Source organism: Sphingobacterium sp. UBA1498 (assembly GCF_002325125.1).
Classification (GTDB): domain Bacteria; phylum Bacteroidota; class Bacteroidia; order Sphingobacteriales; family Sphingobacteriaceae; genus Sphingobacterium.
This window is the reverse complement of sequence record NZ_DCRG01000005.1, coordinates 151,379-173,376: the sequence shown is the minus strand read 5'-3', so window position 1 is coordinate 173,376 and position 21,998 is coordinate 151,379. Positions and strand designations below refer to the sequence as shown.

General features: G+C 35.9%; 28 protein-coding genes and 1 pseudogene. 17 read left to right on the top strand and 12 right to left on the bottom strand.

Annotated features, from left to right (window positions below; all coding sequences use genetic code 11):
• Positions 1-3: 3 nt before the first annotated feature.
• The 3 genes from B3139_RS05665 to B3139_RS05655 are packed head-to-tail and all read left to right on the top strand — an operon-like array spanning position 4 to position 1,474.
• Positions 4-492 carry a helix-turn-helix transcriptional regulator gene (locus tag B3139_RS05665; RefSeq protein ID WP_293880663.1) on the top strand — a complete coding sequence of 163 codons (489 nt, stop codon included), beginning with the start codon at positions 4-6 and terminating at the stop codon, positions 490-492.
• 11 nt (positions 493-503) lie between these two features.
• A complete protein-coding gene (locus B3139_RS05660) occupies positions 504-1,145 on the top strand; it encodes a nucleotidyl transferase AbiEii/AbiGii toxin family protein (RefSeq protein WP_293880661.1) in 642 nt (213 codons plus the stop codon).
• Positions 1,146-1,147: 2 nt separating this feature from the next.
• The gene (locus B3139_RS05655) at positions 1,148-1,474 is read left to right on the top strand and encodes a hypothetical protein (protein ID WP_293880659.1); all 327 of its coding nucleotides are present in this window, start codon (positions 1,148-1,150) and stop codon (positions 1,472-1,474) included.
• Between the two features lie 54 nt (positions 1,475-1,528).
• Here B3139_RS05655 and B3139_RS05650 read toward each other — a convergent pair whose 3' ends face one another.
• Positions 1,529-2,305: a helix-turn-helix domain-containing protein gene (locus B3139_RS05650; RefSeq protein ID WP_293880657.1), complete on the bottom strand. Its 777-nt coding sequence runs from the start codon at positions 2,303-2,305 to the stop codon at positions 1,529-1,531.
• 81 nt (positions 2,306-2,386) lie between these two features.
• Between B3139_RS05650 and B3139_RS05645 the strand changes: the two genes are divergently transcribed.
• The gene (locus B3139_RS05645; protein WP_293880655.1) at positions 2,387-3,520 is read left to right on the top strand and encodes a 2-isopropylmalate synthase; all 1,134 of its coding nucleotides are present in this window, start codon (positions 2,387-2,389) and stop codon (positions 3,518-3,520) included.
• 64 nt (positions 3,521-3,584) lie between these two features.
• Here the strand turns inward: B3139_RS05645 and B3139_RS05640 are convergent, their stop codons facing one another.
• Positions 3,585-4,463, bottom strand: a complete 879-nt coding sequence (locus B3139_RS05640) for a LysR family transcriptional regulator (protein ID WP_293880653.1) — start codon at positions 4,461-4,463, stop codon at positions 3,585-3,587.
• On the opposite strand from B3139_RS05640, the gene B3139_RS05635 reads away from it, so the two are divergent.
• The gene (locus tag B3139_RS05635; RefSeq protein ID WP_293880651.1) at positions 4,458-5,096 is read left to right on the top strand and encodes a GNAT family N-acetyltransferase; all 639 of its coding nucleotides are present in this window, start codon (positions 4,458-4,460) and stop codon (positions 5,094-5,096) included. The genes B3139_RS05640 and B3139_RS05635 overlap by 6 nt on opposite strands.
• A gap of 117 nt (positions 5,097-5,213) precedes the next feature.
• On the opposite strand, the gene B3139_RS05630 is transcribed toward B3139_RS05635, so the two are convergent.
• From B3139_RS05630 to B3139_RS21515, 6 genes and pseudogenes are all read right to left on the bottom strand, one after another.
• Complete coding sequence (locus B3139_RS05630; protein ID WP_293880649.1) at positions 5,214-5,636, bottom strand: hypothetical protein; 423 nt, start codon at positions 5,634-5,636, stop codon at positions 5,214-5,216.
• Positions 5,637-5,655: 19 nt separating this feature from the next.
• On the bottom strand, positions 5,656-6,009 hold the full coding sequence (locus B3139_RS05625; protein WP_293880647.1) for a hypothetical protein: 354 nt from the start codon (positions 6,007-6,009) through the stop codon (positions 5,656-5,658).
• Between the two features lie 4 nt (positions 6,010-6,013).
• Positions 6,014-6,367 (bottom strand): hypothetical protein, encoded by a 354-nt coding sequence (locus tag B3139_RS05620; protein WP_293880645.1) that lies wholly within the window; start codon positions 6,365-6,367, stop codon positions 6,014-6,016.
• A gap of 122 nt (positions 6,368-6,489) precedes the next feature.
• A complete protein-coding gene (locus B3139_RS05615) occupies positions 6,490-6,975 on the bottom strand; it encodes a hypothetical protein (RefSeq protein ID WP_293880643.1) in 486 nt (161 codons plus the stop codon).
• A 255-nt stretch (positions 6,976-7,230) separates the two neighbouring features.
• Positions 7,231-7,956 carry a hypothetical protein gene (locus tag B3139_RS05610; RefSeq protein WP_293880641.1) on the bottom strand — a complete coding sequence of 242 codons (726 nt, stop codon included), beginning with the start codon at positions 7,954-7,956 and terminating at the stop codon, positions 7,231-7,233.
• Between the two features lie 321 nt (positions 7,957-8,277).
• A pseudogene (locus tag B3139_RS21515) lies at positions 8,278-8,454 on the bottom strand (IS3 family transposase); the annotation flags it as partial.
• 638 nt (positions 8,455-9,092) lie between these two features.
• Here B3139_RS21515 and B3139_RS05605 point away from each other — a divergent pair.
• The 4 genes from B3139_RS05605 to B3139_RS05590 all read left to right on the top strand — a co-directional run bounded on the left by B3139_RS05605 (position 9,093) and on the right by B3139_RS05590 (position 12,161).
• Positions 9,093-10,043, top strand: coding sequence for an Rpn family recombination-promoting nuclease/putative transposase (locus B3139_RS05605; RefSeq protein WP_293880639.1), 951 nt, complete (start codon positions 9,093-9,095; stop codon positions 10,041-10,043).
• 83 nt (positions 10,044-10,126) lie between these two features.
• Entirely contained in the window at positions 10,127-10,813 is a 687-nt protein-coding gene (locus B3139_RS05600) for a hypothetical protein (RefSeq protein WP_293880637.1), read from the top strand.
• A gap of 11 nt (positions 10,814-10,824) precedes the next feature.
• The gene (locus B3139_RS05595) at positions 10,825-11,211 is read left to right on the top strand and encodes a hypothetical protein (protein WP_293880635.1); all 387 of its coding nucleotides are present in this window, start codon (positions 10,825-10,827) and stop codon (positions 11,209-11,211) included.
• Positions 11,212-11,273: 62 nt separating this feature from the next.
• A complete protein-coding gene (locus tag B3139_RS05590) occupies positions 11,274-12,161 on the top strand; it encodes a hypothetical protein (protein WP_293880633.1) in 888 nt (295 codons plus the stop codon).
• Positions 12,162-12,354: 193 nt separating this feature from the next.
• On the opposite strand, the gene B3139_RS05585 is transcribed toward B3139_RS05590, so the two are convergent.
• Positions 12,355-13,164: a LuxR C-terminal-related transcriptional regulator gene (locus tag B3139_RS05585; protein ID WP_293880631.1), complete on the bottom strand. Its 810-nt coding sequence runs from the start codon at positions 13,162-13,164 to the stop codon at positions 12,355-12,357.
• Between the two features lie 151 nt (positions 13,165-13,315).
• On the opposite strand from B3139_RS05585, the gene B3139_RS05580 reads away from it, so the two are divergent.
• From B3139_RS05580 to B3139_RS21510, 5 genes are all read left to right on the top strand, one after another.
• Positions 13,316-13,768 carry a hypothetical protein gene (locus B3139_RS05580; protein ID WP_293880629.1) on the top strand — a complete coding sequence of 151 codons (453 nt, stop codon included), beginning with the start codon at positions 13,316-13,318 and terminating at the stop codon, positions 13,766-13,768.
• A gap of 314 nt (positions 13,769-14,082) precedes the next feature.
• Positions 14,083-14,307, top strand: a complete 225-nt coding sequence (locus tag B3139_RS05575) for a hypothetical protein (protein WP_293880627.1) — start codon at positions 14,083-14,085, stop codon at positions 14,305-14,307.
• 576 nt (positions 14,308-14,883) lie between these two features.
• Complete coding sequence (locus B3139_RS05570; protein WP_293880625.1) at positions 14,884-15,678, top strand: hypothetical protein; 795 nt, start codon at positions 14,884-14,886, stop codon at positions 15,676-15,678.
• A gap of 35 nt (positions 15,679-15,713) precedes the next feature.
• Positions 15,714-16,847 carry a hypothetical protein gene (locus tag B3139_RS05565; RefSeq protein ID WP_293880623.1) on the top strand — a complete coding sequence of 378 codons (1,134 nt, stop codon included), beginning with the start codon at positions 15,714-15,716 and terminating at the stop codon, positions 16,845-16,847.
• A 345-nt stretch (positions 16,848-17,192) separates the two neighbouring features.
• Positions 17,193-17,468: a LuxR C-terminal-related transcriptional regulator gene (locus tag B3139_RS21510; protein ID WP_367113656.1), complete on the top strand. Its 276-nt coding sequence runs from the start codon at positions 17,193-17,195 to the stop codon at positions 17,466-17,468.
• A 220-nt stretch (positions 17,469-17,688) separates the two neighbouring features.
• Here the strand turns inward: B3139_RS21510 and B3139_RS05560 are convergent, their stop codons facing one another.
• Both B3139_RS05560 and B3139_RS05555 read right to left on the bottom strand, forming a co-directional pair.
• The gene (locus B3139_RS05560) at positions 17,689-18,201 is read right to left on the bottom strand and encodes a hypothetical protein (RefSeq protein ID WP_293880621.1); all 513 of its coding nucleotides are present in this window, start codon (positions 18,199-18,201) and stop codon (positions 17,689-17,691) included.
• Positions 18,202-18,441: 240 nt separating this feature from the next.
• Positions 18,442-19,956 carry a TlpA family protein disulfide reductase gene (locus B3139_RS05555; protein WP_293880619.1) on the bottom strand — a complete coding sequence of 505 codons (1,515 nt, stop codon included), beginning with the start codon at positions 19,954-19,956 and terminating at the stop codon, positions 18,442-18,444.
• Between the two features lie 413 nt (positions 19,957-20,369).
• Between B3139_RS05555 and B3139_RS05550 the strand changes: the two genes are divergently transcribed.
• The 3 genes from B3139_RS05550 to B3139_RS05540 all read left to right on the top strand — a co-directional run bounded on the left by B3139_RS05550 (position 20,370) and on the right by B3139_RS05540 (position 21,523).
• Positions 20,370-20,525: a hypothetical protein gene (locus B3139_RS05550; RefSeq protein WP_293880617.1), complete on the top strand. Its 156-nt coding sequence runs from the start codon at positions 20,370-20,372 to the stop codon at positions 20,523-20,525.
• Between the two features lie 167 nt (positions 20,526-20,692).
• Positions 20,693-20,908, top strand: coding sequence for a hypothetical protein (locus B3139_RS05545; protein WP_293880615.1), 216 nt, complete (start codon positions 20,693-20,695; stop codon positions 20,906-20,908).
• Positions 20,909-20,935: 27 nt separating this feature from the next.
• The gene (locus B3139_RS05540) at positions 20,936-21,523 is read left to right on the top strand and encodes a hypothetical protein (protein ID WP_293880613.1); all 588 of its coding nucleotides are present in this window, start codon (positions 20,936-20,938) and stop codon (positions 21,521-21,523) included.
• 181 nt (positions 21,524-21,704) lie between these two features.
• Here the strand turns inward: B3139_RS05540 and B3139_RS05535 are convergent, their stop codons facing one another.
• Entirely contained in the window at positions 21,705-21,953 is a 249-nt protein-coding gene (locus tag B3139_RS05535; protein ID WP_293880611.1) for a hypothetical protein, read from the bottom strand.
• Between the last annotated feature and the right edge of the window lie 45 nt (positions 21,954-21,998).

Genomic DNA, 21,998 nt, shown 5'->3' with positions numbered 1-21,998 from the left:
ATTATGGAAAAAAGTATGGAACGTTTTAAAGGAATTCATCCAGGGCTTATCTTAGAAAGAGAGCTTAAAAGGCGTGCGATTAAGCCAAGTCCATTTGCCCGCTCTATAGATACACAAAGACAAATATTCAATGCAATCATAAAAGGTAAACGCGGCATTCCAGTACCTTTATCATTGAAAGTTGACCAGGCACTAGGAATTGAAGAAGGGACTTTTGCGTTGTTACAAACTTTTTATGAAATAAAAAATGCTAAAACAAACATTGGAAGTATAAATAAGCCAGATTTGACTACTTTGCGAAAAGTTCTTTTTTGGGACACTGATGTCAATAAAATAGATTGGGAAAAACAGGCTAAAGCCGTAATTCATCGTATTTTCGAAAGGGGAAATCAAGAAGAGAAAAATGAGATACTAAGGTTTTATGGCAAGGAGCAAGTTCAGCAGGCTTTATCTGAACCAACAACAGCTCCAATGTTGTTGCATAAACATTAGCGCAAATAATTATGTTATATTATAATACTGTTAATCACCTATTAAGAGATACACTATTAACACTAATGAAAGCGGATGTTTTTTCAACTTTTCGATTGGTTGGGGGAACCGCTTTAAGCTTGCATTTAGGCCATAGGGAATCTGTCGATATTGATCTTTTCTCGGATGTTCCATATGGTAGTTTAGACTTTGAGTCAATTGACAATTACTTGAAAGATACTTTTTCGTATGTCGATCACTTGTCCAATATTGCTCCCGCTATGGGAAAGTCTTATACGATTGGAAATGATAAAAACAACAGCGTTAAATTGGACGTTTTCTATGCAGACCCGTTCATTCAAGAACTTATCGAAGAAGATAATATTCGTTTAGCCTCAATCGAAGAAATTATTGCCATGAAGCTCGATGTGATTCAGCGAGGAGGACGTAAAAAAGATTTTTGGGATTTACACGAGTTATTAGATAAGTATTCGATTTCACAAATGGTTGCATTACATGAAGAGCGATATCCGTTTTCTCACGATGAGAAAACGATCTTGATTAACTTAATCAATTTTGAAAATGCTGATAATGACTTTGATCCTGTGTGTTTAAAAGGTAAATATTGGGAATTTATCAAAGCTGATTTTGAGGAAGTAATAGGTAAGATTTAGTTGTGGGATTCAGACTGGGAGCAAAGGAGGGAAGAGCCTTGCAGCTGCCGCAAGACGCCGATAAAATCGAACGCTTGTTAACAACACCATCAGGCTATCGGATCTTCCACAATCCTATCAAGGAAGAGAACTGGGATAAGCGTATGCTCAAGCTCTACGAAAAAAATATTGTCCATTACCTACATACCAAAACCAAGTTTCAACGCAAAAATCCCATCTACATCCTATCCTTAGCATATGGCCGGGTAGTGGCTACGATTACCGATGGATCCAGCCCGGGTTGGTTAAGTCTGGTCACTAAAGATGGGCCTTTGGCGCAAAAGATGTGACGTTTTCACAAAACGAATTGGAAGCAGTTATAAGGTATATTCTATAAGATTATGTTATAGTCTCGCGCGATACTGCTGAGGTGATAGTCCAAAATATTCTTTGAATAGATTGGAAAAGTTCGGTACACTTTCATACCCAATTTGATAAACAATCTCAGCGATATGCATATCCTTATTTTCCAATAATTGAAGCGCCTTTAGAAGGCGATGTTGTTTTATAAACTGGAATATGGTGATCTGCATTTCTTCCTTAAACTGTCTAAAAAGTGTCCGCTCCGAAAGAAAAAAATTAGCGCTAATCTCAGCGATTGACAATTTATTGTCGAGATGTTGGAGGATATACGTGCATACCTGTATCATCAATTCACTTTTTGCAGGCGTAATTTGCAACAGGATCGGTTTTGCCAATAGTATGGGGAGCATAGACTTAAAGGCCTCTAAGGTGGATGCGGTCAACGTGTCATGGTCTTTCAGCTTCCAATGTTGTTGGCCAAAAAGCAAAAAATGATTCAACAATTCATTTGATGGATACACCTTAACGTCGTCGTGCATATTGTTCATATCGACAAAAATGGTTTTTAGTGACAGTTGCTGGGAGCGGGAAATGAGTTTGTGCGGGACATGTGCTGGAATATATACAAAGAAAGTACTCGGTACACAGAAGCTGGCTTTTTCTGTATAGATAAAGAGGGTACCATTTGTTGGGCTAAGTACCTGTACTTGTTCATGAGCATGCATTTCTGTATTGAATTGTCCATAGTTACGTAATTCAATTGTGCCATCGCAGAAGGTCTTGGCACATTGAACGAACGGGATGGTGGATTTTGGCATTATTGAATAACAATTGTTTTATTTTCAAATATATTAAATTTTATAGTTCTGGTACTTTTGAGCTATAGAAATAAGTTGAATATGAAACAAGTTAAGATTTTTGATACTACTTTACGTGATGGAGAACAGGGGCCGGGCTGCCAATTGACACTGAATGATAAATTAGAAATCGCTGAAAAACTCGATGCAATGGGGGTAGATGTGATAGAAGCAGGGTTTCCAATAAGTTCACCTGGAGATTTTAAGGCAGTCACAGCGGTTTGTAAACTGGTGAAAAGGGCAACCGTCTGTGCATTAGCTAGGGCCAATAGGAAAGATATTGAAGAGGCCTCTTTGGCCTTGAGTACCGCCAAGGTGGCACGGATTCAGCTCGGAATTGGAACATCGGACATTCATATTAAACATAAGTTTAATACCACTCGTGAGGTAATCTTGGCAAAAGCGTATGAGATGGTGGCTTATGCTTCTGATAAATGTGATGAAGTACAATTTTTTGCTGAAGATGCTGGCCGCGCTGACAATGATTTTTTGGTTCAAATGACCAATACGGTGGTTGAAGCGGGCGCAAAAGTTGTAAATCTTCCTGATACCAATGGTTTTTGTACACCCTTTGAGTACTTTGAAAAGATAGCCTATGTAAACCAGAATAGAAGGGAAAAAGAGAACGCAATTCTTTCTGTCCACTGTCATAATGATTTAGGTATGGCTACAGCGAATAGTATAGCTGGGTTAATGGCAGGCGCGCTTCAGGTGGAAGGAACGATTAATGGTGTGGGAGAACGTGCGGGAAATGCTGCCTTGGAAGAAATTATTTTGACACTCATTGTAAAGGAAAATCTAGGTATTGCGACCGGAATTGATCCAAAATATATTGTAGAATTAAGTGGTATGGTCGAACGGGCAATGTCAAATCCTGTACAGGCCAATAAGGCCATTGTTGGCAAAAATGCTTTCGCGCATTCTTCCGGCATCCATCAGGATGGGGTATTGAAAGACCGTAGAAACTATGAAATTATTGATCCCCAAATCATAGGAGGAAAGTTGCCTGAATTGTTTTTATCGGCAAGGAGTGGACGTGCCGCATTGAAAGATCGATTAAAAAATATGAAAATAGATTTCCCTGCTGAACATTTTGAAAGTATCTATAGCAGATTTCTTGTTTTGGCAGATCAGAAACGTTTTATTGAAGATCGCGACCTCCGACGTTTAGTTTAGGTGTACAACAACTCCGCGTATGGAACAATAATTACAATTATTTTTTTAAATATCATGAATTCTTTTATGAAGAGACTTTTTGAGCTAATAGTAGCTGCAATACGTTAGTCAATATCTGATTTTGATCGTCTTTTCTCCAGTTAAGATAAAGATTTGTTTCAATTGAAGTTTGAATAAATCGAATGTCAGGATTGGCATGGTGAATATAAGAGGTTGGCAACACTGCAATCCCAAGTCCTTTGCGTACCAATGCGATAATTGCCGACCCGAATTCAGAATGAATTCGGGCGTTTGGAGTTATATTGAAAGAACTGAATAGGTCCTGGACCAGAGTACTATAACTACTGCCTTCATCTTTTATTGGTAGAATGAATTTTTGCGAACTAAGCGTTTCTTTTGTAATGTCCTCGACAACCTGGAAAGGATGATTTTCTGGAACAACTAAAGCAAGATAGTCCGTATAAATTTGATGTGACTCAATATTTTTGTATGTATTAATGTCACGAGTGATCACTAAGTCAACCTTGTAGTTGATTAGGAATTCATGTTGGTCCTCATAACGAACTTGTACAAGTTCAATTTTTAGTTTTGGAAAGTGTGATGTGATTTTACTAAGGATGTCAGGCATTATTGATGCGGAGATTGAATCTGGGTGTGCGATAATAATAGTACCTGTTTCTCCCAACTGAAGCTGAAGGGCATGACGGTGAAAAAATTCAAGTTTATTTAGCTCAACCTCCCATTTTTCCTGGAGAAACTGACCGGCAGATGTAAGCTTTACATTTCGCTTATCCCGCTCGAATAATTTTACGCCCAAGAATCTTTCCATAGACTGAATTTGGCGACTCAAGGCTGATTGAGTAATATTTGCTTTTGCTGCCGCATTCCAAAAATGAAGCTCACGTGCAAGAACTAAAAAGTACTTTATTTGTTGTAGATGCATACTAATGCAATTTATGGATTAGTTTATGCTAAAATAGCATTTTTCTGCATTTATCATGATGGTATCTTTGCGATAGATCTATTAAAAATATATGAACTGGATAATACGATGGAACAAATAGAAACTAGGAGAGTTGGCCTTGAGGATATCCCAGCTCTCCAACAGATTGGTAGAGAAACTTTTTTTGAAACATTTTCTGATAGTAATACTCCAAAGAACATGGCAGCCTATCTTGCTGAAGGATTTTCCGAAGAGAAATTGACTGGCGAGCTTAATTGTGAAGGTTCTGAATTCTTCTTTGCTTTAAAGAATGATAAAGTGATTGGATATCTAAAGCTTAATACGGGAAAAGCTCAGACTGAACCACAAGATAACAATGCACTTGAAATTGAACGTATTTATGTTTTAAGTGCTTATCATGGGAAAAGAGTAGGACAGGTTCTTTATGAGAAAGCTATTCAACGGGCTGAATTGCTGGATGCAACTTATATCTGGCTAGGTGTATGGGAAGAAAATCCACGTGCGATAAGATTCTATGAAAAAAATGGTTTTAAAGCGTTTGACAAGCATATATTCATACTGGGTGATGATGAGCAAACTGATATTATGATGAAAAAAGCGTTAATCCAATAAACACTTTTTTCATTATTAGATTTATAGCCGTATTAAAGAATAAGAAATTGTGGAACGAAAGCCCACGTATAATGGAGAAGTATTGTATTTCTTCGCATTGTTTATCTAAAGGTAGTTCTAAAAAGTTTTTAATACAGCCATCAAAGTCGAGTAACTAATCATTTTTTTTGTACTGTCTGGTATTCCGAAGATAATCAATTGTGGAAAGAAGCAGTACTCAATATTTTTTAATTTGGTAATTTCCCTATCGGTATAGTTGATTACCGAATCTATTTTGACGTTATCTTTATGTATTCCTGCCATACTTTTCGTAAAAAGCTTTAAGGCATTTTCTTTTCCGCCCATTGCTTTAATCAGCCTTGGCGAGGTTAAGTTTAAAGTGGCAAGTGTGTTGTTAAGAGTCGAGGCTGCGCTTATTTTAGACAATGCAGCTCTAAGCTCAGGATCTTTCTGAGCGTAACTAGCTGTAAAATTGAAGATAATGGCAATTACTATTAATAAAAAGGGTTTCATCGTGCTTTGTTGTTCTAAATGTCTCACTGCAGTTCGATCTAGGGTTCTATTCTTTAATATGATCTTTCAATTCTTCTTTCAAACGATAGAATAACGCTAACTCATACTTTAGCTGGTCCTCTTCCGAAACAACTGGAGGTTGGTGAGGCTCCGAAGGGTCAAATGGACCTTTTACAATTTCTAAAGTGACTATGTCTCCCAGATGAAGTGTTGTACTTAACCAATTAACATGACTTTCTGCATCCGAATCTAGGCCGCCCACACGGAAACCAAATGCGTCATTGCTGCCTCCTCTACGTGCAAAAGTAGCCATAGCATGCAATACGTAGTGAGCCTTGTTAAATCCTGCTTTTGTAATCTGTTCGCCGTTTATTTTGATATTGATACCTAAATTGTCCATAGACTTATTTGATGTGGTCTTTTAGTCTTTCTTTCAGATGATAGTATTTTTCCAGTTTGTTTTTTATCATGACTTTCTGGTCTATAGCACTTTTGGTTCTCATTTTGGGTTCGTCAAAAGGAGCTTCAATCACTTCAAAAGTAATTGTATCACCCGCTTTAAGTTCGGTTCCGTACCAATAGAGATGGTCGTTCTGCTCACCATCCATTCCACTTACATTAAGTGTAAAGTCCTTACTTCCGTTATATCGCTCCGTAAGGGTTACATTGCCAATTAATACATAGTCATCTGTGTCCAATCCGGCCTTTGTGACTGGATTGCCATTGACTTTTATTTTAAGACCAAGTTTTTTATCCATAATCTTTTCTGCGGTTAGTCCTGAAATTCTTTATTATTTTCAGTCCTTAATTTTTTTAATCAACTCCTTGGCAATTGGAATATCTGCAGGAGCCAGCTTCCAGTTTAGTAGATCACTAACTTCTACCTTAATTTATATCGTACGCCAAAATTCAAATAATTGGGATCAAACACGTCTTCATCAATATAATATTTCGCTTTATAGCCAGTATAAATCTGCAGTTTTTTTGCAATAGCGAGTTCCATACCAATTTGAACGTTTAATGGTATGTAAGTTTCCTTAACCCTCGTTCCCGACTGTTTCCATTTCTCGCTGTAAAATTCTGCCCCAACCCCTGCATTTGTATAAGCTTTGAAGATATTGCTAAAATTGATCAGGTCATAACCATAATCAGCACCAATAAATGTAATGTTTGCCGTACTGTATCCAACATTCCCTAAAATATAATTTCTGTTCTTAAGACCATATTTAACTTGAAAGCCATAATAGAAATCATAGGCAGGCGATTCCAGTAACAAGTCACTATTTGCACCTACAGATAGGGAATTCTTCTGAGAATATCCTATAAATGAGATAAAACAGAAGATGATTAAAAAAATACATTTCATAAATTTAATGATAAGTTTCAATGGTATAAGTTAAAGTCCAATTTAATCCTTTTTTTTACAAATTGCCCAATTATTTCGTGGTTTGTTGAAGTTGTTTAGGCCATGCTAATGTTATTGGCTAACGTTAGGTACCATAATCGAGTTCAGGATCTAATTTTTCGTTCTTTTTACACGCCATTAATAGCGAGAGCGAAATTGCTGTCAGTAATATATTTTTTGTTCTCATTTTAATTTAGCTAAGTGAATAATGATCACTTACCATGTAATTAAATCCTCGATATCTTTAGGAATTTCCTCGCAAATGCTTTCAACAATAAAGTCTGATATAGCATTTGGATTATTGTCGAGCGGAATCTTAATCCTAAGAATTTGGAATGGGAAATTGGGAATGAAACTGTTTAGGGGAGATAATACGTTCGTTCTTGATTTTGTGTAGAAAAACTCAAAATTTGAATTCATTAAATTTGCACTTCCTTTAAAGCATTCTAAACCGGCGATAGTATATGTTGGTATATGAGATGTTGTATCAATCTGAGTTACAACAGGAGGAGATATCAACGCTTTATAAAACAATTCAGGGCCGAAATTTAAAAGAGCGACATCTTTCATCTTATTGGGGGCTTCTTTTAAATCACTTCTTACAAGTTTTTTAGTTAGATTTATAATATAATCTGGATTAGTAACTTTGACTTTTAATTCACCTTGATTGATTAAATTGTCTTTAATGATATTTTCGTTATATATTGTATCTTTCTGCAATACTAAGTTACTCTTTATATAATACACATATTGCAGATATAATTCATTTACCTCAGGGTTGTCGAGTGGCGTTAAATACCATTTAAGTATAATTTTGCCTTTTCCCTGATCCTTAAATTGGCTTTGAGACACTGCTTCCAATTTTATAGTTGCAAAAAGGAAGATAGTTGAGATTGTCCTAATTATGAAGAAATTTGATATTCCTATTTTTAGTAAATTCATAAACTTAAAGGAGGTTAAACTAATTATTACTCGAATATAAGTTTAATTAACTGTATCTGTGGCAGGAAATTATCCGTTGTAGACTTGATCTTAACATTTTGTGTTTTTAACCTTTTTAAATTCTTCGAACGATTACTGATTTTCTCAGTAAATAGTCGTTTACGGTTTAAATCCAACGAAATTTTCATTTGCTTTCTCCAGATTTAAGATTGATAATTCATTATGAACTATTGTATCTCAAAATATACCAATTTTTCTGAAGGAGATATCGAAGTTCAATAAGGATCACTGTGGAATTGCAACAATAAAATGGATACCTAGTTAAGCTGCAATATTTTGTTTATTTATTTTTCTAGCAAACTCCTCTGGAGGTAAGTATTCTGAGGCAGCATGTTGACTTTTTCGGTTGTACCAAGCCTGAATATATTCAGAGACAATAAGTGCAGCTTGCTCCCTGTAAGCGAATTTATGCCGATATACACATTTCGCCTTCGGGGTCTTGAAAAAACTTTAAGCCACAGCATTATCCCAACAGTTCCCTTATCTACTCATGCTTCCTATGATGAGTGGATTTTTTTCCAGTATAGAGCTAAACTCGTGACATGTATATTGTACACCAAGATCAGAATGAAATATTAGTTTTTGAGTGATTGATCTTGCTTTTTGTGCCATTTTAAAAGCAGAAATCACCGTATCTACCGCATTCATCGTCTCGCTTGAAGTCTATCCTATTACTTTCCGATCTCCTAGTTCGATTACAGTTGCCAGTTAGTTCTAAAATTCTACTATTTCCAGTATTTAATTTTTTCAATCAACTCGTTCGCAATCGGAATATCTGCGGGAGCCAGCTTCCAGTTTTGTAGACCACTGAATTTTACCCATTCAATTAAATCATGATCTATGGAATCTATTCGTGGAATCTTTGATTGACTGGTTTAGCTTTAAACTTCCCACATACCGGAACGAAAAGTAGTCGGGCAAATTCCCGTCGGATTAATAGATAAGATCTGAATTCTGATTAGCTAACTGTTCTTTTATAATCTTAAAATAGCATAATATTTTGCGCTAAAAATATTAGTAAAAATGTATTTATTTACTTATATTTGCGTTGTTAACCAATTTAAAAACAATGTATTATGAGTGAATTAAAACAGTCGAAATATATCGATATCACGACAGATTATGGTTTTAAAAAAGTTTTCGGATCAGATACTAATAAGGATCTTCTCATCGCTTTCTTAAACGAGCTCTTTAGAGGTCGCAAGGTTATTGCTGACCTGTATTATAACAAAAATGAACATGTCGGTGATACAGCGGATATCGGTACCGTTATTTTTGATCTGACCTGTACGGCAGACAATGGGGAACGGTTTATTATTGAAGTGCAGCGCACGTCGCAGGTTAATTTGAAAAAGCGCATGCTCTACTACAGTAGTAAATTAATTTCGGATCAGGCACCCAAAGGCAACCGAAGGGCTTGGAATTATGCAATTAGCGAAGTCTATATCATTGTATTGATGGATGGATTTGCAATGCCTGATGCGGGGGAGGAGCAGTATTTTTTGCACGATATTTGTTTATGTTATCGAGATCATGGTAAAATATTTTATGACGATTTAGGCTTTATATATATAGAATTGGTTAACTTTGTTAAAGCTGAGGCAGAGTTAGTTAATGATTTAGATCGTTGGCTTTATGTACTCAAAAATATGTCTTCGCTAAATGGACTCTCCACTTATTTGCGTAAGCCTATTTTTGAGAAGTTATTTCAGTTAGCAGAGTATAGCAAACTAAAACCGGAGGAACGAGAGATGTACAACGTAAGTTTAAGGAATAAATGGGATGCCGAGAGTATCCGAAGTAGTCAGGAGGAGCTATTGAAACGAGCGCGCGAAAAAGCAATGGCTGAAGGAATATCAGAAGGAGAGGCTAAAGGAAAAGCAGAGGGAAAAGTTATTGGAAAAGCGGAAGTAATAAAAAATCTTTTGTGTTCGAATAAGTTTTCGATATCGGAAATTGCCGAATTAGCGGACGTTACTGTAGAGTTTGTAAAGCAGATCGAGGCAGAGAAGCCTAAAGGAAAATAAAACAGATTACAATATAAGATTTAAAGGCCGCCTGGATATTTTCCAGGCGGCCTTTTTTGTGATTATAAATCCTATCTTAGTCTATGCTGTACAATCCCTTTGAACAAGTCACCAAAAGTTCCTTTCGCGAGCTTGTCGAGTCCGGCTATGTCGACTTTGTGCTGCAGCGCTTGGAGTGGCCCGATGTCAAGGAAAAGACAGGCTTTCTACTAACACCCTATGATGATAAGGAAGCCGCCGATCAGCATGCCTATCAATTGGGAGCAAAGGAGGGAAGGGCCTTGCAGCTGCCGCAAGATGCCGATAAAATCGAAAGTTTGTTAACGACAGGATCAGGCTATCGGATTTTTCTCCATACCGATATTGAAATTATCAAAAAGACTTTTCCGCAGTTGCGGGATGAGCGTCGTCAATTGGATTACAATTATGACTATCTGGAAAACGTCCAGGCCATTACCTTTCCCAAGTATCCGACCCTGTACAAGGACAAGGATTCCAGCCAGCTGGCATTAACCGAGATGGAGTGGGGGGGATTGCCTACCTATATTGACGGTCCGAAGCTGCAGGCCGATCGCCGGCGCAATATAAACGAAGAAGATATGCCACCCATTTTCCTGTTTGAAATGCCCAATGAAAAGTTGAAGCATTATTCGGTGTATACCTTAAGAGGATATCCAAACCCCCCGGATGGAAAGCACCGTTACGAAGCTTTTGATTGGGAAGGATTGCCGCCATTGGGGAGTGATAAAGGGCAGACTTCGTTATTTTAAATCAGCATCCAATGGGAAGTTTAACAAAATATGTATCAAATGATCGTCCAGAATTCGCGGTATTTATCGAAGATGACGATAAGGTCTGTTACGCGTACTTATTAAATGAGGAAAGAATCGTTGGAGATATATGGTTATATAATAAGGCTCCGACTCCGAGCGAACCTGAATGGCATAGCAAGGAAAATCTACCGTTTTTAAATCCTGCGGAGTTTGTCAAAGAGAATCTCGAACCATTTGAGGCGAGTTCGCCTGTCGAAGTAACCTGGGATTTTGGGGAAGAAACAGTGGCTAAGATATTTTTAGGATCCAGATTGATTGCAAAACTTACCGAGGGATCCTGTCCCGGTTGGTCTTGTCTTGTGACTAAAGATGGACCGTTGGCGCAGAAGATTTAATGTCTTCACGAAACTAATTGGACGCAGATAGAACAAATATGCAAACACATAGACGAATAATAATGAAATACTTTCTAAGTCTTATCCTTTTGGCAGCATCAATTTTTACTAAAGCCCAAATAAAGCTTGATCAAAAAGACTTCAATAATTTAATAGCTATTGCTGAGCTCTATTCCTATAATACAAATTCAAGAGGAGATCAATTTGCCAAATCAATTGACTCATTACGGACACCTAAGCTGAATCATATTGTTGATGCTTTAATTGCGGTTGGCAAAGGTGACCATACAATTTTGGAGACACAATTTCTTGCAAGACCAAACGAAGAAGAGTTGGTATTATGGTATGTCATCCGCGAAATTCACTATAATAGGACAAACGAAAAAGTCAAGGCAAGACCAGCTGCTGAAGTCGCAAATGAAGTTCTATTCCAGCAGATTGATAGTCGATGGTTGCTTGATAACTACTACTATCGTATCCATGGTGGTATAGCTTCATTGTTTAACGAAGCTGATTTGAGCAAGTACAATTTCAATATGGATAGTTTAGGACTTAAGGACGAAACTGAAAAGGCAATCTTCTTTTTAAATATGATGGATGCTTTGGTTGGAGGACGGTTCAAAGTTCTACAGATGATGAAAAACAATGAAAAGATACTTGAGTTTTGCGACAAGCTTCCAAAGTTTAATGGCAAGGAATATTTCTACTTTAAAAACTTTGACTACGCAGACTTTGATTGGGTTGGATACGATAAAACAGTAGCATACAATGAATGGCACATTGGTAGTTTTTACAGTACATTGATTGCACAATTCAGTGCATCTGCTGAATTAAAGGATAAGAAAAGGATGCAGGAAATTTATTTCAATTCTATTTTACACGAACCAAAGTATTTTAAATTCACGGAATCAAAAGATGAATTACAAGCATTCTATGACAAATCCAAATAAATTACTATTCCGGCAAGCAATCCACTGTGAAAACTATTTGAGTGGTGAAATAGCCTAACATAATGGAAAACGAGAAGTTGTTGATTCTACAGCTTTTATTCTGTTGAATGCTTAACAATTCCTTTTTCAATGTGCGATAAGTATAATGAGTAAATTTAACAAATAACTGTTGCGACTTTTTAAATGGGATATTTTATATGAAAAATTCTATATTAAAAAAACAAATCAGCTGCAGTAACCCCCATTCAATACATTTGCAGATAAATTCACCTACGCTTTTTGTTCCCGTTTTCCGAAATAGATTTTTACGATGTGTCCTTACGGTATCTGGCGAGATAAAAAGCTTTTCAGCAATCTGCGGGCTTGAGTTCCCTTTGGCAACCAACGATACGATTTCCATCTCGCGCTTGGAAAGTTTAGGGATCTCAAATTGTGGAAGCTGTTTTGATAAGTCGATCTGACAATAATCATCGCGACAACCAATACCGGTAACGAGCACAATTTTATTATTACTTTGGGTAATGTGTTGTACATCAGTATGAATGTTAAGTGAAGACGTTAAACGTCCTAGATCATCCTTAGCAAGATGTATAGCTTGATGATGAAACAAGTGATAATCGCCCTTAGCAACGCGCATGCGAAAGCAGTAAGACGTTTTCAAAAACAGTTGATGTTCAAATCCAATTTCCTTCATTTTGACTAATGTAGCTTCTTCTGCTTTCAGCACAAACTCCAGATCCTCCGGATGTATTTGGTCTATGACCTCCCTTATTGTCGTTGGTTGAGTAGCCAATCCATGGATACTTGTGATATTTTCTGAAACTTGAGAAAGCGAATAGTCAGCTAAATTGATTACATAATGGTAATATGGCCCAACTGACAAAATATCCGATAGGTGATTCACAATATCATACGGTTTTTCTGATTGAAAATCATTTGACAATGCATCGGGATAACTTTCCCAAAGGTCGGCGAGGAGGTGATGATGTTTCTTAGGTTCCATAGGCGCTCGGTCCGTAGTCAATAATGTGGCTTAATAAATAGGTTATTTATTCATACTAAAATATAAAAAATATTTTAATATACCTCAATTGGGGTATATAGCTATCAAATGCTTTGCTGTAAATTAGTATTCTATATGACATATTAATTTAATGAAAACTGAACGTTTTAATGATCAAAACAAGAGGTTGACCGATTTTCGCACAGAGGTATTGGTTGTTTGTCCGAAATGTCGAAGGCAGGCTGTGGCAAGCGTAGATTATACGAACAAAAAATCAAGGCTGCAGTGTATATCCTGTGGTTATAACAAAGAAAAAACAACAGAGACACGGGTGTTTGGAATCAAAGGACATATAGAGGTAGCAGCACATATTTATTTCAGTGCAGAACTGTGGTTGGTACATCCCTTTAAAGATGATGTTTTTTGGGCTTATAATTACGCGCATCTTGATTATTTAGAAAGTTACATTTCTGCCAAATTACGGGAGCATAAAGATCGGAGCCATTTTACCTTGCTCGAAAAGCTGCCTAAATTTTACCATGATGCAAAAAACCGAAGCGCATTGTTGAAATTGATCAACAAGATGCGAAAGCGTTCACGCTAGCTCCCGATCTATTTTATGTCGCTCATTTCATTTTATATTTTAGTCTTTGGTACTCTAAAAGTCTGATTTCAAAATTGCTGCTGATAGCACTATGGAAAGGCAGTATCTCGATAAGAACATCCAATTACTTCTCAAACAGATCCACAATTTTCGTGCTTCCAATCAATAGGAATCCATTTTGCTATTTATACTCCAATCTCTTCCCTTAAAACTATTGCATCTCAATAGATATTTTAAAAATACCCCATTTGGGGTATTTACCTGTGTGTGTCAAATATGGAACTTAGCATTACTATATATTAACTAATTTGATTATGAAAACTATTGCAAAGGTGATGTGCATATTTATGTTTATAGGCTTTGTAGCTAAAGGCCATGCACAGACAAAGAAAGAGACGGTAACTCATTATTATTATACACTTGTATATCTAGAAGGTAAAAATGTTGGAATTACTCCAGTGTTAAGTGGTACTGTTGAAAAATACACCTATTTATCGACCTGTATGCGCGGTCTGGAGAAAAAACATCTCAACGTATAGTAGGGAATAAAATATTTCCAATCGTGTAAAGAAAGCCTTGATGCATCTTTCACGTTTTTGATCAGAGAAAAAAGAAATATTCTAACCGTTTAAAACTTAAATTATGGGAAAGAAGATAATCAATCGGAAATCAGTATGGACAGTGCTGCTGATGGGTCTTTCTGTTGTTGGATACGCTCAACAATTTAAAAATATCGGCGAGTTTAACCGTTTATGATGATAAAATTAGGTTACAATTGGACAGTATCTGGAAGTCGCTCGATCCAGAATATGAAAAATTAATAATGTATAATCCTAAACTCTCTAAGGTTGATTTTAGTACGCATATCAGTAAGATACAAAAGTTAGTAAAGAGCTATGAAGCACGCATAGAGCAATGCCAAAATGCTTTGAAAACCTTGCCTTAATCAAACAATATACAGTCTAATTACGATCTCAAAGACTGGACAGAAGAGCGTATTTTACATTATCAAACGATTATTTCGGCCAGGCAAATGCTCAAACTGAGGATTAAGGAATTGGAAAACAACATTAATAGGCTGAAAAAATAAGAAAATTTTTACCATGTTATAGATTATGAAAAAGTATTTAATTGTGCTACTTCTATTGGGATGGGTAGGAGTAGTATGGGGCCAGAGAGAAGAAGATGTTTTGACAAAGCTAGAAAGAAAGTATAGGATTAATAATTCCACTAAGAAAGCAACCAAATCTAAGGATACAAAAATTGATGATAAGACTATTGATTCTATCTCGAAATTATACGAATCCAGAATATATGGTCGTGTTAATAAAGGGGTTCGTCCAAAGGAAACCAATACTTATGTTGTTGAGTATAATTTTGGGCAGGGTGTTTTTAGTCGGAATCGTTTAGCGGCAAGGGTAAATTATCCTATGGTATTTAAAATTACCAATATTAATAGGCTGGCATACGATATTAATATTTCATCTATTGATTCTATCCTTGCTAATTCTTTAATCGCTGATGACCTGTCAAAATGGATTCCTGCAGCGTCACCGGTAAAACCTGAAACGATCATAAGTCAAGCAGCCAACCAATCTAGTACAGTCGATATTTCTGCGAATGATGTTATCCATCAAGGGAAAGATTCCGAGGATAAAGTCAAAGCTATTGTTGCTGACGCTGAAAATATTCAGTATATAGGCCGAGAGAAGGAGAAACTTCGTGTTCTAAAAGATACGCTTGAAAAAGTTTCCAGTGATTATGAAGAAGGAAAGCGACAACTTAATGTTTTAATAGCTCAAAGAGATAGTTTGTTGACCGTAAAGAAGGCCATGTCGGACAGTTCGGCGAAAGAGAAACAATACTTACAAAGCTATATAGACACTTTAGATAGAATGAAGGAAAGATAAAATTTTATCGTGATTCTACAAAAATGCTGGCAGGTGTGGAAGAGATAAGAAAAAAGTATATTGACCAGGAAAGTAAAGTTAAACGTGTAACATATATAAATAATAAGGCGTTTAGAAAGTTTTCATACGATAGTGAGAATTATATAACAGGCTACAATGCGTTAATTAAATCCTATAATAATATTCGTCAGTTAATGGTTGATTATAAAGAGATGTTGGTTATCTGCCAAAACCCTAATCTAACTTTGGAAAGCTATTCTACTGACGCTAAAGTAAAGATGGATAGTGTTTACAGTAGGTTAACTTCGGCCTTTCACTCGATAGAAAGCATTAATGACCAGCTCAGTCAAATGGGGCCATTATATGCACAAATAAAATACAACCCAGGACTAGATAGTCTTCTCAATTTTGGTGGAAAGATAAAATTATACGCGTACATAGAGTCCTTAAAATTCAATGTGGATATGCTGCAAAAGGGATTTGATCGAAAGCTTCTTGATGCGATAGCATCTGAAATGAAAGAGTGTATACCGATGTTGAGCCGTGAAGAGAATTATTATATTGTTTCGGAGCCCATACAACCAAAAAATGATATGGTAATTTTTAATATCGCCATAAAAAAACGTGAAGGTAACTCTAGTAAACTCATAAAAGAAAGATTTTTCAAGCATGAAGAATATATTCGAAAGGGTTTGCGATTCGATCTTGGTATAGGCCTAGCCGGTAGTTTTTTCAGGAATGCAAAACTGTATGACTTGGAAAGACGAGACAGCGCTACCTATATTACAAGGAAAGGTAGGCACACGTATGTACCATCGGTTATTGGGTTAGCTACTTTAGGGTTTCGTTCAGCATCTTACACCACATTCGGATTGAGTGCTGGGATGGGATTGGATATCAATGAGGGTGAAATCCAGGTTAGTAATTTCTATACTGGTCCAAGTCTTACTTTGGGACGTTATGACCGTGTCACGATCACTGGTGGAATTGCACTCAAAAACTTAAATGTATTAAAATCAAGCTATCAAGTTAATAAGGGGTATTCCGCATCTATCTCGGAGAGTGATGTATTCACTAAAAGATATCATTTTGGTTACTTCCTATCGATCACTTACAATCTGACTAAAGGAATGAAGAACAATATTAAGTATTTAAAATATATACCTTGATAGTTTTGTCATTGCATTACTGCTTCAAAGAGTGGTAAAAATATTTCTTACTTTCATTTTCCTATGTATAAAGGCGGAATTTATAATAAAGACGAAAAATATACCATAATCTCTGTTAATTTATTCGATTTTGAAAAAATAGATGCGCCAGACGAGAAGCAATGGAGAAATTTATTAGACAAGAATAACAATAGCATAGGTTTAATATCCTTTTTGATAGCCACTTAAGTTCCCAAATTAGTAAATGTAATTAAACATCTTCGAACTTTATGCGCTACACCATCCTACTATACCTACTGTTGTTTTTTACGATGATAGTAATATGGTAATTGGCTTTATCGAAATTTGTGTCAGTTGCGCCGGTGCCTCGGTCAGCGAAGAACTCCGGACTTTTGTTGTCTGCCCCGAACGAATGGCTGTTCTCGGGAGCATGGTGAATCAGATCGCAGAGAAGAGCAGCATCAGCGCTACAGTACTACAACAAAACGCGAAAAAATTGCCGAAACTTTGGGTATTACAACCAATACCTGTAGAACACATCGTAAAAATCTATTCCGAAAAATAGACTGTCATAGCGTTGCAAGTTTAATTAAAAAGTCAACAGAATTAGGGCTGTTGTAAAAGTTGTTTACTTATTCGAGAAAGGTCATTTTTTCAAATAAATCGCTCTTGTGAACCAGATATAATCAATAGGTTTCGAAGGTCTATTGCGCATTATCTTTCAGTGATACCCGCAAGAAAAGGCAGCGAAATATTTTAATTCAAGTGTGAAACCAAAAGCCAAAAATTCTCCTGGTCTCTATATTAATCGGGTAATGGTACAAAAATTTTGTCCCTAATATTATTTTCTTCGAATTTCTGTAACAATATCCTTTTCCGTCTGATGTTTGAAGCCTTTCTTTCGGTTCTTTTTTATTGAAATATGGATATCTTCCAAATTCTCAGGTAGGACATTTTTGTTGAGAACAAATAAATAATGGTTAATCACTCGATATAAATCGAGTTTGGAAATCGTATATTTATTGGGATCAAAGGGCATATTCTTATTTACATAGGTATAAAAAAGCAATTCCTTCTCCAACTCATCGCTTTTAATCGCATTATCGATATACTGTTTGTATTCATTTGAATTAGACTTGAGTTCCTTTATATATCCAATATAAGAATTGTAGCAAGAATCTTTTTGTCGATTATAAATTTCGGGACGTTTTGCCGCATATCCTTTTATCTTCTCATATTGATGCTTCGCCGTAATCAATTTACTAATTTCTAATTCAACCTTATCATTACCTTTAATTTGGGAAAACGCCATTTGAAATAGAATCAAAAATGCGAATGTTATAACTGATTTCATGTAATATTTATTTTTTTCTATAATAAACTCTTGATCGATATGTTTCACCTCCAAATGTGTAAGTCGGGTTCGTTGATCCATATTAAGGAGGAACATCCCTTGGATGATGGCTTATTATAGTGACTTCCGAAATAATTGGGTATTATAGCCGAATTGAATGGCCCGTTGACCTCCGTTATAGACACCAGTAAACATTGATCTGTACTTACGCTTTAATGGTTTAGAGCTTATGAGTTCGAACTATATATCGTTCAGCTTACTTTCCATTACTTCAGGTCGCAAATGGCTTCCTTTTTCCTTCATCACGCCATTTTTATCGATATAAATATAATAGGGAATACCAGGGATATTAAATATTTTAGATAGATCTACACTTTGTTGGGAATTTAGAAAATAGTGTTCACCGCCCAATTGAAGCTTGTTCAAAGTCCGCAGATACCTATCCTCATCTGAGAATACACATATATAAATAAAGCTTACTGCTTTGTTTTTAAGTTTTTGTTCCAATTTTTTGGAATTCGGCATCTCCTTTAAACATGGGCCGCACCAAGGGGACCATATATCAACATAGATTACCTTATTTTTATTTTTAGCGATGATTTGTTTAAAAATTTCTTCGATTCCCGAAGAAAACTGATGGACTTTTAGTGCTTCGTTTAGCGGAATTGGCGTTTCGATTTCAGTCTTAGTTTGTTTATAAATATTGAATAGCTGGTCTTTTAAGTATGGTTTTGTAATATACTTATCGATGATAGCGTAGTTGTTCTCGTATAAATTAACAGACTGTTTTGCAAGGCTTCTACTAAAAGCTGTCGTGAGCATAATCTCCCTTAATAGTGGATCTTCTACTATGTCGATGGTGCTGTTGATCATTAATGAATCGACCACTTTAGTTGGACCCAATATTCCTCCGCTTGGTATTATATCAATGTCTTTTGGAAGTTTGCCTTCTTTAGCCATGCGTTCGTAAAGATAAAAGTAAAAACTACTAGCCACAGCATTTAAGGTTTGTGTATTTTTTAATTGTTCAGTTGTTAAGGGTAACCATTCTTTTAATTGCTCAAAGTACTTGGCTGGTACTACCTGTGTCGTGTCAAAGGGTAAAAAATTGTTTTGCTCACGATGATTCATGGGGTAATGGCCTAGATCATCAAAATATTTGTTTTTTAGATCTGTCCTGATCCAAGATTTGCATTCATCATTTGGGTGATAAGAAGCGTCAAATGCTTGAAAAATGTCTGTTGCAATTTTCAACCTATTTTGGATATGGCTTTTGTATTCCTCAATTTCCATTTCCTTGAAAGATTTTAATTGTTCTTCCCACATTTTAAACAGTCTTGCGTCAGAATAATAAATCTTGAAGAATGTGCTAATATCCTGATTGGTCTTCGCATGATCACCCGCATATTCAATAGATTCTAAGACTTTTGCCATGGAATTTTTATCGCCATCAAAGATAAGTTTTAGATTATCTTTTGGTTGCAATAAAATAACAAACGATGTTTTATAGACCAAGTATATCTCAGACAGTAAGTCAATGGGGATAGATTGAGAAAAAGTACCATTGCTATCCACATCAATATTCACCTGTAGACTTGGAAGCCCAAGTCGTTGTACATAGGCTGTAAAGGGTATGCTTCTGTCGTATTTTTTTATTTTTCCCGATAATAATGCGGAGTTCATCTGATCGGGTGTACCTTGACCCCAAGCGAAAAAGGTCAGGCAAATGGCTATACATACTAAAATGTGTCTCATAATAATGGAATCCTATCGAAAAAAATCATAATTAAGGCTTACTAAATCTTTGATCTACTTGAATACAATATATTGTAAATTTTTTAAATAAAAAGATATATTTTGTTCAAAAATATGACGAATAATCTCAATAAAACTTCATTCCGCACTGATGATCTTACGAAATTAAATAGTTTAAAACCCCAATCCGTCTAATATAAACTCCGAGTAAATATCTTTCTCATACTGCTTCCCTTAATAGTTAATAACAGGGGCTTTTTTATGAAGTTTACGTCATTCCTTATCAACGATACACGTTGAAGTTGCTAACAGACTTTTCGGTATCTCTCATATACCGCTTACATACACCTTGTTTTCCTCAGATTGCCATCGTAGCAACGATATTTTTGTCATACACATAAAAACAAAAGAATATGGCAAATCAATTTTTAATTAAGGACACGATGCAGAATATGAAGGCAATGGATTCGACTGAAATCGCTGCATTGGAAAGTGGAACCTATGCATGTGTTCAATTATTAGGCTATCACGAAAAAGGGGATACACCTGCACCAATTATCTATCAATAAACGACATCAGCTTTAAATCAGATATATTTAAGCGGCGTAATAAAATTCTTCGAACGGGGATTTTAAATGCAATAGATGCATATTATGAAGGTGATCCGGTTAGAGCTTATCAACTTTTATCAACATCTTTAAAGGATTCAAATTTAAACGGATATTTAAATAAAGAAATGGTACTAGAAGAAGGGGCTAATCTCTTTCGTTTAAGGGTGATAAATCAGAACTATCCGTTGTCTAAAGAGGACCTATTTCATATTCCATTTGATAAGCGAAGTTTAGTCAGTACACAACGTTTTAGTATTTCTGGATTACCATCACTCTATTTAGCAAATTCTATATATGTAGCGTGGGAAGAAATGAAACGTCCCAGTATGAATGAAGTTTAGGTGGTCCGAATTGTAAATAATCATTCAATGAATATGTTAGATTTAACAACAGATATTTTTTCAAGGAATACCCATTTAATTGATAATCTTTCATATGGTTGGCAACTGCTTTATAAAGTGATGGTATGGCCGTTAATAGCAGCATGTTCTGTTAGGGTGCAAAACCCAAATGATCCATTTAAGCCTGAATATGTTATCCCCCAATTACTATTACAATGGGTTAATAAGCATAAAGTGTTTGGAATAAAGTACTCGTCAACATATATCGATTTGGACACTAGAAAACACGAAGGATCGTTTTATAATATAGTAGTGCCAGTCCGGACATTTAATAGAGAAAAAGGACATTGTCCTGAACTGTTAAAATCTTTTAATTCAACCCAAGTAGTTCCTTTTCAAATTAGACAAATTGCGACAATAACAGACCGTCTTTCTCACCAAGAAAGCATACGTAGCAATATCAATAAAGATATTACTGGTTTAGAATTGATTAAAGGATATGTACAGCCATATGCATCCACAATATTCGGTGTAATGGAGCACAATTTAAATGGTATCAAAACTGAATCATTTAAAATTAAGCGATCGAATACTTCAACAACGGCGGGAGTGTAAGATTTAATTTTTTTTAAATTAGCACCTTAGTTTACTAATGTGCTTTTTACTTTTCTTACCCATGGGCGGTCCTATCTTATTAGAAGCTATCCTACATAAATCTTTTTGAGGCGGCTGGTTAGCAATTCGATTTTCCCTTCCAAAATAAGGTGATAAAAGTTTTCGAAGCAATCCTGATAGATTACCCATAATACCTATAGTCGTCAGTTTCCATTACATCATCATCAAACCATTCATCATCCAGATACTTGTAAAGATCATTTAAGTCCGCTACATCCTGACTTGTTTGAAAACAAGGATGAAACCAAATCCAAAATTTCTCCTGGTCTTTATAAGGATCGGGTAGTGGTACAACCACTGTACCACGTAATAAATCTCCAGGATGTTCCTTATACCTGAAGTGTGTGAACTTTTCATTTAAATTTTTCATGGCAGTCATTTGGTGCGAATGCAACAAATGCTGTACCGGAGAGAT

Excerpts from the sequence above, each read along its gene's own strand:
- B3139_RS05635 (WP_293880651.1), top strand. The coding sequence starts at position 4,458 with ATGCATACTAATGCAATTTATGGATTAGTTTATGCTAAAATAGCATTT.
- B3139_RS05570 (WP_293880625.1), top strand. The coding sequence starts at position 14,884 with ATGAAAAAGTATTTAATTGTGCTACTTCTATTGGGATGGGTAGGAGTA.
- B3139_RS05550 (WP_293880617.1), top strand. The coding sequence starts at position 20,370 with ATGGCAAATCAATTTTTAATTAAGGACACGATGCAGAATATGAAGGCA.
- B3139_RS05535 (WP_293880611.1), bottom strand. The coding sequence starts at position 21,953 with ATGAAAAATTTAAATGAAAAGTTCACACACTTCAGGTATAAGGAACAT.
- B3139_RS05545 (WP_293880615.1), top strand. The coding sequence starts at position 20,693 with ATGGTACTAGAAGAAGGGGCTAATCTCTTTCGTTTAAGGGTGATAAAT.
- B3139_RS05620 (WP_293880645.1), bottom strand. The coding sequence starts at position 6,367 with ATGGATAAAAAACTTGGTCTTAAAATAAAAGTCAATGGCAATCCAGTC.
- B3139_RS05625 (WP_293880647.1), bottom strand. The coding sequence starts at position 6,009 with ATGGACAATTTAGGTATCAATATCAAAATAAACGGCGAACAGATTACA.
- B3139_RS05555 (WP_293880619.1), bottom strand. The coding sequence starts at position 19,956 with ATGAGACACATTTTAGTATGTATAGCCATTTGCCTGACCTTTTTCGCT.
- B3139_RS05660 (WP_293880661.1), top strand. The coding sequence starts at position 504 with ATGTTATATTATAATACTGTTAATCACCTATTAAGAGATACACTATTA.
- B3139_RS05640 (WP_293880653.1), bottom strand. The coding sequence starts at position 4,463 with ATGCATCTACAACAAATAAAGTACTTTTTAGTTCTTGCACGTGAGCTT.
- B3139_RS05580 (WP_293880629.1), top strand. The coding sequence starts at position 13,316 with ATGAAAACTGAACGTTTTAATGATCAAAACAAGAGGTTGACCGATTTT.
- B3139_RS05605 (WP_293880639.1), top strand. The coding sequence starts at position 9,093 with ATGAGTGAATTAAAACAGTCGAAATATATCGATATCACGACAGATTAT.
- B3139_RS05650 (WP_293880657.1), bottom strand. The coding sequence starts at position 2,305 with ATGCCAAAATCCACCATCCCGTTCGTTCAATGTGCCAAGACCTTCTGC.
- B3139_RS05585 (WP_293880631.1), bottom strand. The coding sequence starts at position 13,164 with ATGGAACCTAAGAAACATCATCACCTCCTCGCCGACCTTTGGGAAAGT.
- B3139_RS05645 (WP_293880655.1), top strand. The coding sequence starts at position 2,387 with ATGAAACAAGTTAAGATTTTTGATACTACTTTACGTGATGGAGAACAG.
- B3139_RS05575 (WP_293880627.1), top strand. The coding sequence starts at position 14,083 with ATGAAAACTATTGCAAAGGTGATGTGCATATTTATGTTTATAGGCTTT.
- B3139_RS05615 (WP_293880643.1), bottom strand. The coding sequence starts at position 6,975 with ATGAAATGTATTTTTTTAATCATCTTCTGTTTTATCTCATTTATAGGA.
- B3139_RS05595 (WP_293880635.1), top strand. The coding sequence starts at position 10,825 with ATGGGAAGTTTAACAAAATATGTATCAAATGATCGTCCAGAATTCGCG.
- B3139_RS05600 (WP_293880637.1), top strand. The coding sequence starts at position 10,127 with ATGCTGTACAATCCCTTTGAACAAGTCACCAAAAGTTCCTTTCGCGAG.
- B3139_RS05590 (WP_293880633.1), top strand. The coding sequence starts at position 11,274 with ATGAAATACTTTCTAAGTCTTATCCTTTTGGCAGCATCAATTTTTACT.
- B3139_RS05540 (WP_293880613.1), top strand. The coding sequence starts at position 20,936 with ATGAATATGTTAGATTTAACAACAGATATTTTTTCAAGGAATACCCAT.
- B3139_RS05610 (WP_293880641.1), bottom strand. The coding sequence starts at position 7,956 with ATGAATTTACTAAAAATAGGAATATCAAATTTCTTCATAATTAGGACA.
- B3139_RS05665 (WP_293880663.1), top strand. The coding sequence starts at position 4 with ATGGAAAAAAGTATGGAACGTTTTAAAGGAATTCATCCAGGGCTTATC.
- B3139_RS05560 (WP_293880621.1), bottom strand. The coding sequence starts at position 18,201 with ATGAAATCAGTTATAACATTCGCATTTTTGATTCTATTTCAAATGGCG.